The following is a 16,998-nucleotide window of genomic DNA, read 5'->3' as shown; positions in this document are numbered from 1 at the left end:
GACACAGCGCCGTCCATGGACAGGAAATTTTACCTGCGGGCGCTCTTTGCCTTGGGGCGGCCCGGCGGAGGAAAGAACCCCCACGCCGCGCTGCTACGCAGCTTGCTGCCCCCCTAGGGGGCGCTTTTTGCCTTGGGGCGGCCCGGCGGCGGAAGGGGCCCCCACGCCGCGCTGCTACGCAGCTTGCTGCCCCCCTAGGGGGCGCTTTTTGCCTTGGGGCGGCCCGGCGGCAAAAATAAAAACCCGGCAAATAGCCGGGCCTTTGGAGCGGCGCTGGATGCGCGCCGCCTTCGGCAATACCGCGGCTTATTGAGCCTTGGCTGCCGTGGGGGCTGCGGGCTTCTTGGCCGTCGCCTTGCTGGATTTCGCCTTGGAACTCTTGTGATGGTGCGCCGATTTCGTGTGCGAGGTCTTGGCTTGCTGCGTACCCGCCGCAAAAGCGGACGGCGCCAGCGCTACGCCCAAGGACAGAATCGAAGAAGATAATGCAAGTGCGATACGCGTAGTTTTGGTCATTTAAACGACTCCAATAACAGTTGCCCGGCGGCCTATGCCTCCCGGCGAGAGCCCTCCCAACGGCGAGACTCTGAAGTTAAGAACCCTGAACTCACGTTTGGTTCTGCATAAGCCATGGAGCGCGCACGCTCATATGTAAAAATCCGAAACATGACAGCCGGCTGAAAACGAACCGCAATGCGGGAGGCACCGCAAATACGCTGGCACAGCGTTGCTCAGCGTAACAAAGCTGAAGAATCGTTGAACGAGGCGGTGCAGGCGATACTGGCAAAAACGCTTCAACCGCGCGGCCAGCCTTCCATCAGCGAAAAGTCCAGAAAGCCGGCGGCTTCCTGCACGCCAGGCTGCGCAAGCCGGGGCACAACCCCCAGCAAAGGCGCATTCAAACGCTGGCGCAGCGTATCGATGTTTTCGGCCTGGAACGGCATGTCGGCGTCGACGGTATTGACGACCCAGCCCGCCAGCGTCAGGCCCCGCGCCTCGATGGCCTGGGCGGTAAGCATGGCATGGCTGATGCAGCCCAGCCTGAGCCCGACCACAAGTATCACCGGCAAGGCAAGGCGGCTTGCCAGATCCGATGTGTCGAGCGTTGGCGTCAAGGGCACGCAGAACCCGCCCACCCCCTCGACCACGATGGCCTCGGCCTGGGCGGCCATGGCGGCATAACACTCTTGTATGTGCTCGATCTGCATGGCCACGCCTTCGCGCTGCGCGGCGATATGAGGCGCGATGGCATCCTGGAACAGATACGGCGAAACCAGGGAAAGCGGCAGGCCGGCGTTGCTGGCGTTTACCAGGCTGTCGACATCTTCGTTGTGCCAGGCGCCATCCTGCCATTGCGCCCCCGCCGCCACCGGCTTCATGCCGGCCGCTCGCAGGCCAGTCCGCGCCAGGGCATGCACCAGGGTACTGGCAATCAGGGTCTTGCCGATTTCCGTATCGGTTCCCGTCACAAAGCATGAAAACTTCAATGGCCCGGATTCAGGCATGATCTTCCTCCGCCTGGATGGCGTTCAAGGCCTCCAGCAACTGCCGCACATCATCCACGGTATGCGCGGCCGACAACGTTACCCGCAGCCGCGCCGTGCCGCGCGGCACGGTTGGCGGCCTGATGGCGGGCACCCACAGGCCTTTGCGAAACAAGGCGGCGGCCATGTCCAGGGCCGCTTCGTTGCCGCCCACCACTATCGGCTGGATGCAGGTATCGGACATCAGCAGGTTCCAGTTCCCGCCGGACAGGCCGGCCCTCATGGCCTGGATCAACTCCCCCACACGGACCCGCCGCTGCGCGCCCTCTTCGCCGACGATGATGTCCAGGCTGGTCAGCAAGGCATGGGCCAAAGCCGGCGAGGAGGCCGTCGTATAAATATAGGAGCGGGCCTTTTGCACCATCCAGTCGACGACGTCGGCGTGGGCGGCCACAAAAGCTCCACTTACGCCCGCCGCCTTGCCCAGCGTGCCCAAATACACTAGGTGATCGGATCGCAGATCCAGGTGTTCCAGCACGCCATGCCCTCTGCGCCCCAACACGCCAAAACCATGGGCATCGTCCACGACCAGCCAGGCCCCATGCTTTTCGCACAACGCCAGCAATTGCCGCAATGGGGCCAGATCGCCGTCCATGCTGAACACGCTGTCGGTCACGACGACCTTGGTGGCCGACTTGCTGGCGCCCAGCAATTGTTCGAGCGCCGCGACATCGCCATGGGCATAGACCTTGACCGCGGCGCGCGCAAGGCGCATGCCGTCGATCAAGGACGCATGGTTCAGCGCCTCGGAGAAGATTTCCGCCTGCGGATCCATGCAGGTCAGCGCCGTCATGAGAGCCAGATTGGCCATATACCCGGTACTGAAATACAGGGCCTTGGCCGACGGCACGAAAGGCTCGAGCATGTGCGCCAGCCGCTCTTCCAGAAGGGCATGCGCCCTGGAATGGCCGCTGATCAAATGCGAAGCGCCGCTTCCGGCACCGTAGATCCCGGCTCCTTCGCGCAAGGCCTGCACAATGCGCGCATCGGCCGCCAGGCCCAGGTAGTCGTTGCTGCAAAAAGCCAGCATCGGCTTCCCGTCGACCTGCACTCGCGGCGCGCAGGGCGTGTCGGCCACGCGCAGGATGCGCCGCAAGCCTTGCTGCTCCAGCAGGTTCAATTCGCGCTGGATTCGTGTAAGCAGTTCCATGGTCATGCGTCCGCCAGGACTTCATCGAAAACCGCCAGGGCGCGGCTGGCCAGGTGATGGATTTCCTCGTCGCCCAGCGCGTAGGGCGGCATCAGGTACACCGTGTTGCCGATGGGACGCAGCAACAGCTCGCGCCGCAAGGCGGCGGTAAAGTAATTGCGCGAAAAGCCCACCTGCTGCCGCGGCGTCGAACACTGGGCATCGAAGGCCCAGATCATGCCGCGATTGCGGAAATGGCGTACGCGGGGATGTTCCGCCAAGGGCTGCAAAGCCTTGGTCAGTGCAATTGCGCGCCGGCGATTGGCGTTGAGGACGTCGTCCTCGTCGAAAATATCCAGGGTTGCCAGGGCGGCGCGGCAGGCCAGCGGATTGCCGGTATACGAATGCGAGTGCAGGAACCCGCGCGTCACGTCCTGGTCGTAGAAGGCCTGGAATACGTTGTCGCGCGTCATCACCAGCGACAGGGGCAGGTAGCCGCCGCTGATTCCCTTGGAAAGGCACAGGAAATCCGGCCAGACACCGGCCTGCTCGCAGGCGAAGAACGTGCCGCTGCGCCCGCAGCCCACCGCGATTTCGTCGGCGATCATGTGCACGTGGTGCGCATCGCAAACACGCCGCAGCTCGGAAAGATAAAGCGGGTCGTGCATGGCCATGCCGGTCGCGCATTGCACGAGCGGCTCGACGATGACCGCCGCCACCCGCCCTTCCCGCGCCTGCAGCAAGGCGTCCAGGCCCGCCACGGCACGGCGCGCCACGTCGGCCGCGGACTCGCCCGGCTCCGCCAGGCGCGCGTCCGGCGACGGCGCCACGTGCGCTTGATGCACCAAGGGGCTGTAGGCCTCCTTGAACAGGGCCACGTCGGTCACGGCCAGGGCGCCGATGGTTTCGCCATGGTAGCTGCCCTGAACGCAGACGAACTCGCGCTTGTCCGTGCAACCGCTGTTGCGCCAGAAGTGAAAGCTCATCTTCAAGGCGATCTCGACTGCCGACGCGCCGTCGGAAGCATAAAAGCAATGCCCCAGCACATTGCCCGTCAGGGCGGACAGGCGTTCAGAAAGCCGCACGACGGGCTCGTGGGTAAAGCCCGCCAGCATGGCGTGCTCGAGCAGGTCGAGCTGATCCTTGATGGCGTCGTTGATGCGAGGATTGGCGTGGCCGAACAGATTGACCCACCACGAGCTGATGCCGTCCAGGTAGCGATGGCCGTCGTGGTCGTAAAGCCAGGCGCCGCGCCCATGGCTGACGGGCACCAAGGGCATGGTTTCGTGATGCTGCATCTGGGTGCACGGATGCCACACACTGCTCAGGCTGCGCGCCACCCAGTCCGATTCATGATTGACTGCCGGGGTGTTCAAGGACTGCTCCACCTTTATTGGGCGTTGATGGCCTGGATCACCGCCTGGGCATAGACGGAGGCCGGATCGCCCAGCGCTTCCAGCACCGTGAAGTGATCCGTGGCAGGCACGACATAGTGCGCCAGCACCTGCTTCCAGCGCTGCGCCAGGGCGAACGACTGCAGGTGCAGTTGGGTGGTTTCCAGTTCGCCGATGATGGTGTAGACGCGGGTCGCCCGCGGACCCGACCCGGTAATGGGGCTTAGCGCCTCGGCCCGCGCAAGATCCAGCGACAGTGCGTTATTCACGTAGGAAGGCAGCAGCGGCGGCAAGTCGAACAGGCCGCTGACGGGGAACACATTGGCCAGATGGGGATAGCGCGTCCCTTCTTCGTCCTGGGCGATCATGGAGGCGACCAGATGGCCGCCCGCCGAGTGTCCCATCAACGAGATGCGGCTGGTGTTCACGGAAAGATGCTCGGCGTTCTGGCGCAGCCAGGCAATGGCCTGGCGCACTTCCGCGACCATGTCCTCGACCCGGGCCGCCGGCGCCAGCGAATAGTTGATGACGGCCACGCTGATGCCGGCCTGGACATAAGGCGCGGCAATGAAACCCACGTCGTTCTTGTCCCCGCCCTGCCAATACCCGCCATGGACGAAAACCAGCAAGGGCGTGTTGACGGCCGCCGCGCGGTAGAAATCCAGGTTCTGCAGCGGCTTGTCGCCATAGGGAATGTCGACGGAAGGCGTCAGCTTTTGCAGGACTTCGCGGCTGCTGCTGCGCCAGCGGCCCAGCGTCTCGGCAAAATCCGGAAACGCCTTCTGCAGGTTATAGTTCGCCTCGCTGAGATCGGACGGGCACTGAACCCTTCCTTGCACCACACCGCTGATACTCGACATACACCATTCTCCATTGATTTTTCGAACCGATACGGGGCGCCGCCGCGCGACAGCAAGGCGCGGGCCGGCAGCCACGTCCAGATATTATTGAGTCAAGCCTAACAATATAATCCATAAGCTGCCGGCCATGCCCGCTGAGCAAAGCCGCCTCCTAGTCATTACGTCGGCGCTCCACCTCGTTCCGCTTTCCCTGACGGCGCGGAATCGGCAAGAAAGCCCTCGAACGCCTCGAAAACCACGCCCCTGAGCCATTTGTTGCGGGAGTCATTGTTAAAGCGCCTGTGCCAATACTGCTTCAGATCGTAGCGAGGAATATCGGCCGGAGCGCCCACGACCCGGATATTGCCGCCACTGGCGAACATCTGCGCAATCGTACGGGGCAGCACCACTACGAAATCGGACTGCTCGACCAAAGCGGGAACGCTCATGTAATGCGAGGTCTGCATGGCAATGCGGCGCTCTATCCCATGATCGACGAGATGCTGCTCGTACATTTCCAGGCTGCGGCTGCCGTCGCGCACCAACAAATGCTCGGCGGAGGAGAATTGCTTCATCGTCATGCGCATGCCGCGAATTCTGTGACCCAAACGAACTACGCATGCCAGATCATGAGAAAACAGTCTTTGCTGATACATGTCGGCACCAGTCAAATCGGGAAAATAGCCGATTGCCAGATCCACCCGTCCATCACGCAAGGCGTCATCGAGATCGCGCGGGTTCAAGCTGATCGACCTTAGCCTGGCTGCCGGCGCCAATTGCTTGATCCGCTGATGCAGCATCGGCAACAGCACGACCTCGCCCACTTCGGTCAGGCAAAAACAGAACTCGCCCGAATAATGCCGCGGCTCGAACTGCGCGGGAGACAGAATGTCGTGGTCAATGACATCGATGACCTCGCGTGTTTTTCTGATGATGCTTTGCGCCAGTGGCGTAGGCTCCATGCGTAGATCGCGCCTGACGAAGAGCGGGTCGCCAAAGGCCCGGCGCAGGCGCCCCAAAGCGGCGCTGGCCGCCGGTTGGCTCATATTGAGGCTCGACGCTGCCAGGGTGACATTGCCGGTTTCATAAACCGCCAGCAGCACCCGCAAAAGATTGAGATCGATGGACAAAGTATAAATAAATCAAATAGTGTGAATAACTAGAATTTGCTTCTAACATTCTATGACAATCGCTACAGTTGATCCATGAACTACGACAAGGAGGATCGACATGGACTATCTGCGCAATACCTGGTACATGGCCGCATGGGCCGACGACGTGCAACCAGGCGAAATCTTTCATCGAACTCTGCTCGATGAGCCTATCGCCTTCTATCGCCGCGCCGACAGCGCGATTGCCGCCCTGCACGACCGCTGCCCCCACCGCTTCGTGCCGTTGCATCTTGGCCGCATCACTGGCGATGCCATCCAGTGCGCCTATCACGGGCTGGAGTTCGACTGCTCGGGAGCCTGTACGCGCAACCCCCACGGCAATATCCCCAAGGCCGCTCGCGTAAAGGCCTATGCCGTCATCGAGCGGCACGGCGTTATCTGGATATGGATGGGCGAAGAAGCCCAAGCCACCCCCCATACAATTCCTGATTTCAGCTTCATGCACGCCGTCAAACCCAGTGCGGCATCACGCGGCTATTTATGGACGGAATCCAATTACAAGCTGATCGCCGACAATGTCATGGATCTCAGTCATGCCGATTTCCTGCACCCCGAGTCGGTAGGCGGCGGCGCCTTCACCCGCTCGAAGCCAGCCGTTGAGGAAGCCGGAGACGGCCTATGCATCACCTGGGAAAACAACAACGAAAAAGCCCTGCCGGCCTATGACCAATACCTGCCGCAACCAGGTCAGGCGGTGGATTTCCGAACCCAAGTGCACTGGCAGGCTCCGGCCACCATGAAGCTGGACATCGCCATCGTGCCAACGGGGCAGCCTTACGAGCAGGGCCTGCTGACCCACAACGCCCACATCGCCACGCCGGAAACCGCCGGCACCTCGCACTACTTCTTCTGGCTGACCCGGCAATTTCTCATGGATGATGAAGACGTCAACGCCAAACGCCAGGCGGCCATGCTCAATGCCTTCGGCAACCAAGACAAACCCATGCTACGCGAACAACAAATGGCCATGGGCACCGACGATCTATTCGGTCTGGGTCCTGTTTTGCTGACAACCGATGCCGGCGCAGTGCGCGCGCGCCGCAAGCTGGAAAAAATGATCGATGGCGAACGGCAGGCTCCGGCTCAAACGCCCACATAGCGGTCGATCAGGTCCGGGCGGGCGGCCAGTTCGGGCGAGCTGCCCCGCCACACGGTCACGCCCTTGTCCAGAATGAAATTATGGTCGGCCAGGCGCAGCAGCGCCTTGGTGTTCTTGTCGACCACGATCATGGAAAGACCTTCGCTCTTGAGTTCCTGCAGCACTTTCCAGATTTCCGCCCGGACAATGGGCGCCAGGCCCTCGGTGGCCTCGTCCAGCACCAGCAAGCGGGGGTTGGTCATCAGGGCCCGGCCGATGGCCAGCATCTGCTGCTCGCCGCCCGACAACTGCGTGCCCAGGTTCTGCCGACGCTCTTTCAAACGAGGGAAAAAGCGGTAGATGCGCTCCAGCGTCCATGGGCTGGAGGCTCCGGATTTGGAGGCCGTGGCGACCAGATTTTCCTCGACGCTGAGGGTTGGAAATATCTGCCGGCCCTCGGGCACCAGCGAAATGCCCAGGCGCCCGATTCGATACGGCGCCAGTCCGTTGAGACGCTTGTTCTCGAACTGTATGGTACCGGCCACGGACGGCAGCAGGCCGAACAAGCACTTGATGACGGTGGTGCGCCCCATGCCGTTGCGGCCGATCAGGCCGACCACCTGTCCCGCCGCCACCTCGAGATCGACATTGAAAAGCGCTTGCGACGCGCCGTACTTGGCGGCCAACTGCTGAATGGAAAGCATGCCCGGGGCTCCTGTATTCAAGCGTCCTCGTCATCGCCCAGATAGGCGCGGCGGACTTCGGGGTGGTTGCGGATTTCTTCGACGGTGCCTGTGGCCACGATGCTTCCGTACACCAGGACGCTGATGCGGTCGGCCAGCGCGAAAACGGCGTTCATGTCGTGCTCGACCAATAAAATGGTGTATTTGCCTTTGAGCGAACGCAGCATTTCAACGGCGGCGGCGCCTTCGGCAGAGCTCATTCCCGCCATGGGTTCATCCAGCAGCAGGATGCGCGGGTCGGCCGCCAGGGCCATGGCGATTTCCAGCTGCCGCCGCTGCCCATAGGCCAGGTTGTCGGCGGTGACATGCGCCACGTCGCCCAAATGGCAGTCCTGGATCACACGCAGCGCCTTGTCGGCGATGTCGCGATAGCCGGTCAATGGCTTCCACACGGCAAAGCCCAGGCCCTGCTTGCGCCGGGCCGCCAGGCATACGTTCTCGTAGACGGTGAAGGCGTCGAACACCGAGGTGATCTGGTACGAGCGCAGCAGCCCCAGCCCGACGCGCTGTTGAATGGGCTGGGCCGTGACGTCGTTGCTGCCGATGAATATCCGGCCTTCATGAGCCGACAGCTCGCCCGTCAGCAGGTTGATGAGCGTGGTCTTGCCGGCACCGTTGGGCCCGATGATGGCCCGCAGTTCGCCGGGAGCGATATCGAAGGAAACATCGTTGGTCGCCTTCAGCCCGCCAAAATAGCGCACCAGCCCGCTGGTGCGCAGCGCAAGGGGATTCGCCGCGGCGTTCATAGGCTTTCTCCCGCAACGGAACTGCTGGCGATGGGGCGCGCGGGGCCGGCCGAGGGCGCCGGCCTTTTCAGGCAGGCCTTCAGCCAGGCGAACTGGTTTCTGCCCAGCAAGGCGATCAGCACGATGATCGGCCCCATTATCAGCATCCAGTGCGAGGTCCAGCCCTTGAGCACGTCTTCCATCACCAGGAAAGCCAGGGCGCCGACGATGGGGCCGGTCACCGCGCCGATGCCGCCGATCACGACCATGACGATCAGTTCGCCCGAAACATGCCAGGCGATATAGCTGGGAGAAGCGAAGGCGGTGAGGTTGGCCAGCAGGAACCCCGCGATGCCCGTGATGACGCCGGACATGACGTAGGACGCCAGTTGCACCCCGAACACCGAGTAGCCGAACGCATCCACCCGCCGCGGATTGATGTGCGTGGCGCGCAGCACCATGCCGAAGGGCGACACCCGGAACCGCAACAGGAACACGGCCAGCGCCAGCAACAGCGCCCATGCCGCCCAATACACCTCGCTGCTGCCGTCGAGCTGGAAAAACCCGAAATCGCTGGGCGCGTAGATATTCAGGCCGTCGTCGCCGCCGAATTCCGTCAGGCTGATCATCAGGAAATACAGCATCTGCGAAAAAGCCAGGGTGATCATGATGAAGCCGATGCCCGAGGTGCGCAGGCAGACCGTGCCGACCAGCACGCCCACCACCACGCAGGCGGCAATGCACACCAGCAGTTGAATCCAGCCATTGTCGATGCCGTAGTAGCTGAGTATTCCCACGGTGTAGCAGCCCAGGCCGATGAACATGGCATGCCCGAAGCTGACCAGGCCCGCCAGGCCCAGCACGACGTTCAGGGCGCAAGCAGCCAATGCATAGACCAGCACGCGCGCGAAGAACGTGACGTAGAACGGTTCGTCCAGCGCATGCGCCACGAACGGGATGCAGGCCAGCACGAAAAACAGGGCCGCTATCCAGATTACGGATTTCACTCTAAACATGATCGATTCCTTCCTTGCCGCCTGCCGCTAACGCTTGGCGGAAACCATGATGCCGTGCGGCCTGAAGGCCAGAACGAAGGCCATGAGAATGTAGATGAGCATGGATGCCACGGCATTTCCCGTTGTGTTGGCCGCGGACGGCGGCAGCACCAGGCCCAGCAGGAACGGCAGATACGCCCTGCCCAGTGTGTCGATGATGGCGATGACGATGGCGGCGAACAAGGCGCCCCGTATGGAACCGATGCCGCCGACCACGATCACCACCAGGGCCAGGATGAGCACCGGGTCGCCCATGCCCGACTGCACCGAGAGTATGGGGCCGGCCAGCGTTCCCGCCAGCCCGCTCAGGGCGGCGCCCAGCATGAACAGGGCCTTCTTGAGCAGATCGATATTCACACCCAGGACGCTGACCATGGCGGAACTGGTGGCGCCGGCGCGGGTCAGCATGCCGAACCGCGTCCTCTGGATGAGGAACCATGCGCCGAACGCCACCACGATGCCGATCGCGATGATCAGCAGGCGGTAAACAGGATACGGCGCGCCGAAAATGGTGACGGCGCCGCGGATGAATTGCGGGATCTCGACGAAATACGGCCGGTTGCCCCATATGACGATGGCCAGTTCATTGAAGAACATCATCAGCCCGAACGTGGCCAGCACTTGATACAAATGATCGTAGCGGTACAGCGGCCGCGCCACCAGGTGCTCGATGAGCGCCCCCACGATGGCCGCGGAGGCCATGGCGGCCGCCACCGAAAACAGGAAGGAGCCGCTGGCGTTGTAGGTGGCTGCGCCGATGAAGGCGCCCACCATGTACAGCGAGCCGTGCGCCAGGTTGATGAAGTTCATGATGCCGAAGATCAGGGTCAGCCCCGACGACAGCAAGAACAGCAGAACCCCCAGTTGCAGGCCGTTGAGCAACTGGGACAGAAACAGTGAACTATTCATTGATGACTTCCGTCTTGAAGGCAAGGCGCACGGCCGAACCAGGCTGCGCGCCCCAACCCCCTTTTAGCTACTTCAAGTCGCACTTGCTCACGTAGGCGTCCTGGTGATCAGTGAACACCGTTGCCAGCTTCTTCACAGCGATCTGATCGCCCTCTTTGACCGCCTTGAACGCATACACGTTCTGGATGGGCATGTTATTGGTGTTGAAGGCGAATTTCCCACGTACCGTAGGGAAGGTGGAGCCAGCCTCTTTGACGGCCGCCACGAATGCCGCCCGGTCGGACACATTGCCCTTGACCTTGCGCACGGCCGCATCCAGGAGATAGGCGGCATCGTAGGCATTGGCAGCGTACTCGGACGGTGTGTGCCCGTACTTTTCCTGGAACGCCTTGACGAACTTCTTATTCTGGGCGTTATCCAGAACGGGCGACCAGGTTGCGCCGTAGATGGATCCGGCAGCTTGCGTCTTCAAAGCGACCAGCGTGTTGGAGTCGATGGCGCCCTCGGAGAAGAAGGGCAAATGCCCCATCAGACCGGCTTGGCCCAACTGCCGGACAAAGTTGATGCCCAATCCACCGGGGTAGAACACGAACAGCGCGTCAGGCTTGGCGGCTTGCAGGTTGGAGATTTCGGCGGAATAGTCCAGCTGACCAAGCGGGGTATAGACCTCTTTGACGATCTTGCCTTTGTAATAGCGCTTGAAGCCGCCCAGCTTGTCCTTGCCGGCCTGGTAGCTTGGCGCCATCAGATAGGCCGACTTCAGGCCAAGATCCTGCACATACTGCCCCATGGCTTCGGACATGGTGTCGTTTTGCCAGGCCAGGCCGAACAGGTTTTTCGAGCACAGCTTGCCCGCGACGGGCGCCGGCCCAGCGTTGGTGGCAAGCGCCGGCACGCCGGACTCTTTGACGCGGCGCAGTTCGGCCATGAGGACATTGGAAAAGCCCAGTCCGACGATGGCGTCGACCTTGTCGCGCTCGATGAACTTTTGCATGATCTGGGCGCCGACGTCGGGCTTGAGCTGATCGTCCTCGCTGACCACGTTGACCTTCTGGTCGCCGAATTTGCCGCCCAGCTGCTCGATGGCGAGCATGAACCCGTCGTGCTGGTCCTGGCCCAGAACCGCCGCGGGGCCGGACATCACCCCCGAAAAGCCCACGGTCACATCGGCATGGGCCGATGCCGCGGCCAGCACGGATCCAGCCAAAAATACGGCGCTTGTCACTTTCTTCATTCGTGTCTCCTGAGATTTTGGTTTTCTGTTGAGGTAAGGCTTTACTGTCGCAATCAGCCAGGCTGCTTTTGCAAAAGATCCAGGGCGACGTCGACGATCATGTCCTCCTGGCCGCCCACCATGCGGCGGCGTCCCAGCTCGACCAGAATGTCGACGGTCTTCAGCCCGTACTTTTCGCCGGCGGCTTCCGCATGCCGAAGAAAACTGGAATAGACGCCGGCATAGCCCAGCGCCAGCGTCTCGCGGTCCACCCGCACAGGACGATCCTGCAAAGGACGCACGATGTCGTCGGCCGCGTCCATCAGCTTGTACAAATCGCAGCCGTGGTTCCAGCCCAGGCGCTCGGCCGCCGCGATGAACACTTCCAGCGGCGCATTGCCCGCGCCCGCCCCCATCCCGGCCAGGCTGGCGTCGACGCGGTCGCACCCTTCCTCGACCGCCACGATGGAATTGGCCACGCCCAGGGACAGGTTGTGGTGCGCATGAATGCCCGTTTCGGTTTCGGGCTTGAGCACGTCCTTGAACGCGCGGAAGCGGTCGCGCACGTCGTTCATGTTCAGGGCGCCGCCCGAGTCGACCACGTACACGCAAGTCGCGCCATAGCTTTCCATGAGCTTGGCCTGCTGCGCCAGCTTGTCGGGCGCGTTCATGTGGCTCATCATCAGGAAGCCCACGGTATCCATGCCCAGCTCGCGCGCATATTCGATATGCTGCTTGGAAATGTCGGCCTCGGTGCAATGGGTGGCGATGCGCACCACGCGCGCGCCGGCATCGTAGGCGGCGCGCAAATCGTGCACCGTGCCCACGCCCGGCAGCAGCAAGGTGGTGACCTTGGCGTGCTTGACCGTTTCGGCCACCGCCGCGATCCACTCCAGGTCGGTATGCGCGCCGAAGCCGTAGTTGAAACTCGAACCGGCCAGGCCGTCGCCATGCGCGACCTCGATGGAATCGACCCGGGCCTCGTCCAGCGCCTTGGCGATCTGCTTGACGTTGGCGATGCTGTACTGGTGCCGGATGGCATGGCTGCCGTCGCGCAGCGTCACATCAGAGATATACAGTTTTTTAGTGCTCATTTCGATTCTCCCGTACTAGGCCGCCACATCCGCCAGGCGGGTCGAGGCCAGCCGCTCGGCGCAGGCCAGCGCCGCCGACGTCATGATGTCCAGATTGCCCGCGTAGGCCGGCAGGTAATGCGCCGCGCCTTCCACCTCGAGGAACACCGAGGTCTTCAGGCCGGCCAGCTTGCCCAGCCCCGGCACATTCAGGGGATGGCTTTCGTCATAGAGGTCGAACTGCACCTCCTGCTTCAGGCGGTAGCCCGGCACGTAGGCCTGCACGCTGGCGACCATTTCCTGGATGCTGGCCTCGATGGCGGCCTGGTCGCCCGGTTCGGACAAGGTGAACACGGTGTCGCGCATGATGAGCGGCGGCTCGGCCGGATTCAGCACGATGATCGCCTTGCCCCGCGTGGCCCCGCCCAGAACCTGGATGGCCCTGGACGTGGTTTCGGTGAATTCGTCGATATTGGCGCGCGTGCCGGGGCCGGCCGAGCGGCTGGAAATGGACGCCACGATTTCCGCGTAATGCACCTTGGCCACGCGCGACACCGCCTTGACGATGGGAATCGTGGCCTGCCCGCCGCAAGTCACCATATTGATGTTCGTCGCGTCCAGCTTCTCGTCCAGATTGATGGACGGGATGACATAAGGCCCGATGGCCGCGGGCGTGAGGTCGATGACCTGCACGCCATGCTTTTGCAGGACCTCGTTGTGGCGCGCATGGGCGCCCGCCGACGTGGCGTCGAACACGATGCGGATATCCGCGAAATCGGGCATGGCCACCAGGCCGTCGATGCCGTCCGATGTGGCCGCAACCCCCATCCGCTGCGCGCGGGCCAACCCGTCCGAAGCCGGGTCGATGCCCACCATCGCGCCCATTTCAAGGTGTTGCGCATTGCGCAACACCTTGATCATCAAGTCGGTGCCGATATTGCCGGAGCCGATGATCGCCACCTTTACCTTTCCATTCTTTGCCATGATTTTTCCTTTGACATTTCCCACACTCGCCGGCGCCCTGCCCGCTGCCTCGATCAGACGAAGCGCACGGATACCGAGCCCAGATGCTGATAACGTACATTGATGACATCGCCCTTGGCGACCGCCACGGCTTCCGTAACGCCGCCGGTAAGAATCAACGTGCCGGCGGGAATTTCCTCGCCGCGCGCACCCAACATGTTGGCAAGCATCGCCACGCTTTGGGCGGGGTGCCCCAATACCGCCGCGCCCGACGCCGTCGCCACGACTTCGCCGTTCTTTTCCATGACCACGCCCAGATTCTTCAGGTCCATGCCCACGGCATCTCCCGCATTGCCGCCCACCACGTAGCGCGCCGCCGACGTGTTGTCGGCAATGACGCTTTTGAGGTCGAACTTGAAGTTCAGGTAGCGCGAATCGATGACCTCCAGGGCAGGCACCACGAAATCGGTGGCCGCCAGCACCGCGCCGATGTGGCAACCGGGCCCCGACAGCGCGCGCTTGGTCACGAAGGCTATTTCCGCCTCCACCTTGGGATGGATCAGCCCCGCGGTATCGCATTCGCCACCATCGGCCACCTGGCCGTAGTCAGTGAGAAAGCCGCGCACCGGATCGACCACGCCCATCTGCTTCATTTTGGCGTGCGAAGTCAGCCCCATCTTCAAGCCGGCGATGCGCGTGCCGCGCGCCACCTTGATGGCCCGCAGCGCATCCTGGATGGCGTAGGCGTCATCCCAGTCCAGATCGGGGTGGTCGTCGGTGATCTTCACGACCTCTTTGCGCTGCGTCTCTGCCTGATCCAGGTGTTCCGCCAGTTTTTGTACCGTTGCCTTGTCGAGTGCCATTGCCTTTCCTGTATCAAATGAAGCGCACGCCCGCGGAACCCACGCCGCCCAGGGTCATCCGCAAGTTGTCGCCCGCCTGCACGGACACCATGGCCGCCAGCGATCCCGAAAGAATCACTTCGCCGGCCTTGAGCCCCATGCCCAGCCCGCCCAGCGTATTCGCCAGCCATGCCACCGCATTGACGGGGTGGCCCAGGGCCGCGGCCCCCGCGCCGGTTGCCACGACCTCGCCGTTTTTCTCGAGCGTCATGCCCACCACGGAAAGGTCGATCTTGCGCGGATCGGCAACGGCATCGCCCAGCACGAACGCGCCCGACGAAGCGTTGTCGGCCACGGTGTCCTGGATCTTGATTTTCCAGTCGCGGATGCGCGAGTCCACGATCTCGAAGCACGGCACGACATATTCCGTGGCGCGCAGCACGTCGGCGTTGGTGACGCCGGGACCGGTCAGGTCGTGCTTGAGCACGAAGGCGATTTCGCCCTCGGCCTTGGGCGCGATCAGAGCATCGGCGGGAATGGCGGCGCCATCGCCATACACCATGCCGGAAGTCAGGTGACCGAAGTCGGGCTGGTCGACGTTCAGCATGTCCATGACGACCTGGCTGGTGACCCCGATTTTCTTGCCGATGACACGCTCGCCGCTTTCGGCCAGGCGCTGGTCGATCATGCGAAGCTGTATGCGGTAGGCGTCTTCGATCGTGATGCCCGGGTGGGTTTGCGTAAGCGGATCGATGGCGCAGCGGGTCTTGAGCGCCTGGTATAGCGCATCGCCGTACTTCTGGATGTCTTCTGGTTTCATGGCGGCCACTTACAGTTTTACGCAGACGTTGCGCAGTTCGGTGTAGAACTCCAGCGAATGCACGCCCCCTTCGCGGCCGATGCCGGACTGCTTGGCGCCGCCGAACGACGTGCGCAAGTCGCGCAGGAACCAGGAGTTGACCCAGCACAGGCCGACTTCCAGCGCGGCGCCCATGCGGTGCGCAACGCTGAGATCCTGGGTCCAGACCGTTGCGGCAAGGCCGTAGGGAGTGTCGTTGGCCAGCTTGATGACTTCTTCCTCGGTGTCGAACGGCGCAATGTGACAGCAGGGCCCGAAGATTTCCTGGCGGATGACGGGCGAGCTTTCGGGCAGGCCAGTCCAGATGGTGGGCTGCACCCAGGCGCCTGCGCTCAGGGGCTCGGGCATGGCGGGCACGCCGCCGCCGGTAACGATGGTTGCGCCCTCGGCCTTGGCCTTGTTGTAGTAGCTGAGCACTTTTTCACGATGCTGCAGGGAGATAAGGGGACCGAAATTGACGCCGGCATCCATGGGGCGGCCCAGCTTGAAAGACTCGGCACGCTGCTTGAGCGCCGCGACGAAGCGTTCGAAAATGGGGCGCTGCACGTAGACCCGCTCGGTGCCCAGGCAAACCTGCCCGGTATTCTCGAAGGTCGAGCGAGCAATGCCGGCGACCGCCTTGTCGAAATCCGCATCGGCGAACACGATGCCGGGGTTCTTGCCGCCCAGCTCGAACGACACCGGCCTGACGCCTTTAGCGGCCGCCTTCATGATGGCTTCGCCAGTGCCGGTTTCACCGGTGAAGGTAATACCGTCCACCAGGGGATGCTCGGTCAGGTACTGGCCGGCCGAATCGGGGCCGAAGCCGTGCACCACGTTGTAGACGCCCGCCGGCATGCCGATCTTGTTCATGACTTCGCCCAGCAGCGTGGCCGTGGCCGGGGTGTCCTCGGAAGGCTTGACCACGACGGTGTTGCCGCAAGCCAGGGCCGGCCCGACCTTCCAGGTCATCAGCAGCAATGGCAGGTTCCATGGGCACACCACGCCGATCACGCCGCGCGGCGCGCGAATGGCATAGTTGAGGGCGCGGCCGTTGTCGGGGGTGTCCATGCCGAAGCTTTCGTTGGGCACGTTGCGGATGAGATCGGCGAAAATCTTGAAATTCGCCGCACCGCGCGGAATGTCCACGTGGCTGGCCAGCACGTGGGGCTTGCCGGTATCGGCGATTTCCGCGTCCAGGAAGTCGTCGAACCGCTGGTTGATGCCATCGACGATGCCGTGCAGCAGGTCCACGCGCTGCTCGAGCTTGAGCGATGCCCAGGGCCCCGTCAGCGCGGCCTTCGCCGCCTTGACCGCCGCGTCGACTTCGCCGCGGCCGGCCTCGTGCACCAGGCCGATGAGGCTGTTGTCGACCGGATTGCGGTTTTCAAAGGTCTTGCCGGTGGTGACCCACTGGCCATTGATGAAATTCTTGAATTCGTTCATGGATGTCGTTCCGCTTGTTGATTCGTTGATTCGTT

Annotated in this window: 17 protein-coding genes; 1 reads left to right on the top strand and 16 read right to left on the bottom strand. The window is 62.7% G+C overall.

Annotated features, from left to right (window positions below):
- Positions 1–306: 306 nt before the first annotated feature.
- The 6 genes from VNT00_RS05125 to VNT00_RS05100 all read right to left on the bottom strand — a co-directional run bounded on the left by VNT00_RS05125 (position 307) and on the right by VNT00_RS05100 (position 6,036).
- Positions 307–516 carry a hypothetical protein gene (locus VNT00_RS05125; protein ID WP_325585158.1) on the bottom strand — a complete coding sequence of 70 codons (210 nt, stop codon included), beginning with the start codon at positions 514–516 and terminating at the stop codon, positions 307–309.
- Positions 517–794: 278 nt separating this feature from the next.
- Positions 795–1,505 carry a dethiobiotin synthase gene (bioD, locus tag VNT00_RS05120; protein ID WP_325585156.1) on the bottom strand — a complete coding sequence of 237 codons (711 nt, stop codon included), beginning with the start codon at positions 1,503–1,505 and terminating at the stop codon, positions 795–797.
- Positions 1,498–2,694, bottom strand: a complete 1,197-nt coding sequence (gene bioF, locus VNT00_RS05115; RefSeq protein WP_325585155.1) for an 8-amino-7-oxononanoate synthase — start codon at positions 2,692–2,694, stop codon at positions 1,498–1,500. The genes bioD and bioF overlap by 8 nt, the downstream gene beginning before the upstream one ends.
- Positions 2,695–2,696: 2 nt before the next feature.
- On the bottom strand, positions 2,697–4,049 hold the full coding sequence (locus VNT00_RS05110) for an adenosylmethionine--8-amino-7-oxononanoate transaminase (protein WP_325585154.1): 1,353 nt from the start codon (positions 4,047–4,049) through the stop codon (positions 2,697–2,699).
- 14 nt (positions 4,050–4,063) lie between these two features.
- On the bottom strand, positions 4,064–4,927 hold the full coding sequence (locus tag VNT00_RS05105) for an alpha/beta hydrolase (RefSeq protein ID WP_325585153.1): 864 nt from the start codon (positions 4,925–4,927) through the stop codon (positions 4,064–4,066).
- Between the two features lie 158 nt (positions 4,928–5,085).
- The gene (locus tag VNT00_RS05100) at positions 5,086–6,036 is read right to left on the bottom strand and encodes a LysR family transcriptional regulator (protein ID WP_325585152.1); all 951 of its coding nucleotides are present in this window, start codon (positions 6,034–6,036) and stop codon (positions 5,086–5,088) included.
- Positions 6,037–6,136: 100 nt separating this feature from the next.
- Here VNT00_RS05100 and VNT00_RS05095 point away from each other — a divergent pair, with 100 nt between their 5' ends.
- Positions 6,137–7,177, top strand: a complete 1,041-nt coding sequence (locus VNT00_RS05095; RefSeq protein WP_325585151.1) for an aromatic ring-hydroxylating dioxygenase subunit alpha — start codon at positions 6,137–6,139, stop codon at positions 7,175–7,177.
- Here VNT00_RS05095 and VNT00_RS05090 read toward each other — a convergent pair.
- The 10 genes from VNT00_RS05090 to VNT00_RS05045 form a co-directional block, all read right to left on the bottom strand.
- On the bottom strand, positions 7,162–7,860 hold the full coding sequence (locus VNT00_RS05090; protein ID WP_325585150.1) for an ABC transporter ATP-binding protein: 699 nt from the start codon (positions 7,858–7,860) through the stop codon (positions 7,162–7,164). The two genes, VNT00_RS05095 and VNT00_RS05090, sit on opposite strands and share 16 nt — an antisense overlap.
- Before the next feature lie 17 nt (positions 7,861–7,877).
- Positions 7,878–8,645 (bottom strand): ABC transporter ATP-binding protein, encoded by a 768-nt coding sequence (locus VNT00_RS05085; protein WP_325585149.1) that lies wholly within the window; start codon positions 8,643–8,645, stop codon positions 7,878–7,880.
- Positions 8,642–9,640: a branched-chain amino acid ABC transporter permease gene (locus tag VNT00_RS05080; RefSeq protein WP_325585148.1), complete on the bottom strand. Its 999-nt coding sequence runs from the start codon at positions 9,638–9,640 to the stop codon at positions 8,642–8,644. Before VNT00_RS05080 ends, VNT00_RS05085 begins: the two co-directional genes overlap by 4 nt.
- Positions 9,641–9,667: 27 nt before the next feature.
- Complete coding sequence (locus tag VNT00_RS05075) at positions 9,668–10,588, bottom strand: branched-chain amino acid ABC transporter permease (protein ID WP_325585147.1); 921 nt, start codon at positions 10,586–10,588, stop codon at positions 9,668–9,670.
- A 67-nt stretch (positions 10,589–10,655) separates the two neighbouring features.
- Complete coding sequence (locus VNT00_RS05070; protein WP_325585146.1) at positions 10,656–11,822, bottom strand: ABC transporter substrate-binding protein; 1,167 nt, start codon at positions 11,820–11,822, stop codon at positions 10,656–10,658.
- Between the two features lie 53 nt (positions 11,823–11,875).
- Complete coding sequence (gene dmpG / locus VNT00_RS05065; protein ID WP_325585145.1) at positions 11,876–12,895, bottom strand: 4-hydroxy-2-oxovalerate aldolase; 1,020 nt, start codon at positions 12,893–12,895, stop codon at positions 11,876–11,878.
- 15 nt (positions 12,896–12,910) lie between these two features.
- Complete coding sequence (locus tag VNT00_RS05060) at positions 12,911–13,858, bottom strand: acetaldehyde dehydrogenase (acetylating) (protein ID WP_325585144.1); 948 nt, start codon at positions 13,856–13,858, stop codon at positions 12,911–12,913.
- A gap of 53 nt (positions 13,859–13,911) precedes the next feature.
- Positions 13,912–14,700 carry a 2-oxo-3-hexenedioate decarboxylase gene (gene dmpH, locus VNT00_RS05055; RefSeq protein ID WP_325585142.1) on the bottom strand — a complete coding sequence of 263 codons (789 nt, stop codon included), beginning with the start codon at positions 14,698–14,700 and terminating at the stop codon, positions 13,912–13,914.
- 13 nt (positions 14,701–14,713) lie between these two features.
- Positions 14,714–15,499 carry a 2-oxopent-4-enoate hydratase gene (dmpE, locus tag VNT00_RS05050; RefSeq protein WP_325585140.1) on the bottom strand — a complete coding sequence of 262 codons (786 nt, stop codon included), beginning with the start codon at positions 15,497–15,499 and terminating at the stop codon, positions 14,714–14,716.
- A 9-nt stretch (positions 15,500–15,508) separates the two neighbouring features.
- Positions 15,509–16,963 carry a 2-hydroxymuconic semialdehyde dehydrogenase gene (locus VNT00_RS05045; RefSeq protein WP_325585138.1) on the bottom strand — a complete coding sequence of 485 codons (1,455 nt, stop codon included), beginning with the start codon at positions 16,961–16,963 and terminating at the stop codon, positions 15,509–15,511.
- Positions 16,964–16,998: the final 35 nt, after the last annotated feature.

The sequence above is a fragment of the Eoetvoesiella sp. genome, from assembly GCF_035555955.1.
GTDB lineage: Bacteria > Pseudomonadota > Gammaproteobacteria > Burkholderiales > Burkholderiaceae_B > Eoetvoesia.
Note: the sequence above shows the minus strand (reverse complement) of the source record. Positions and strands in the feature narration are given on the sequence as shown.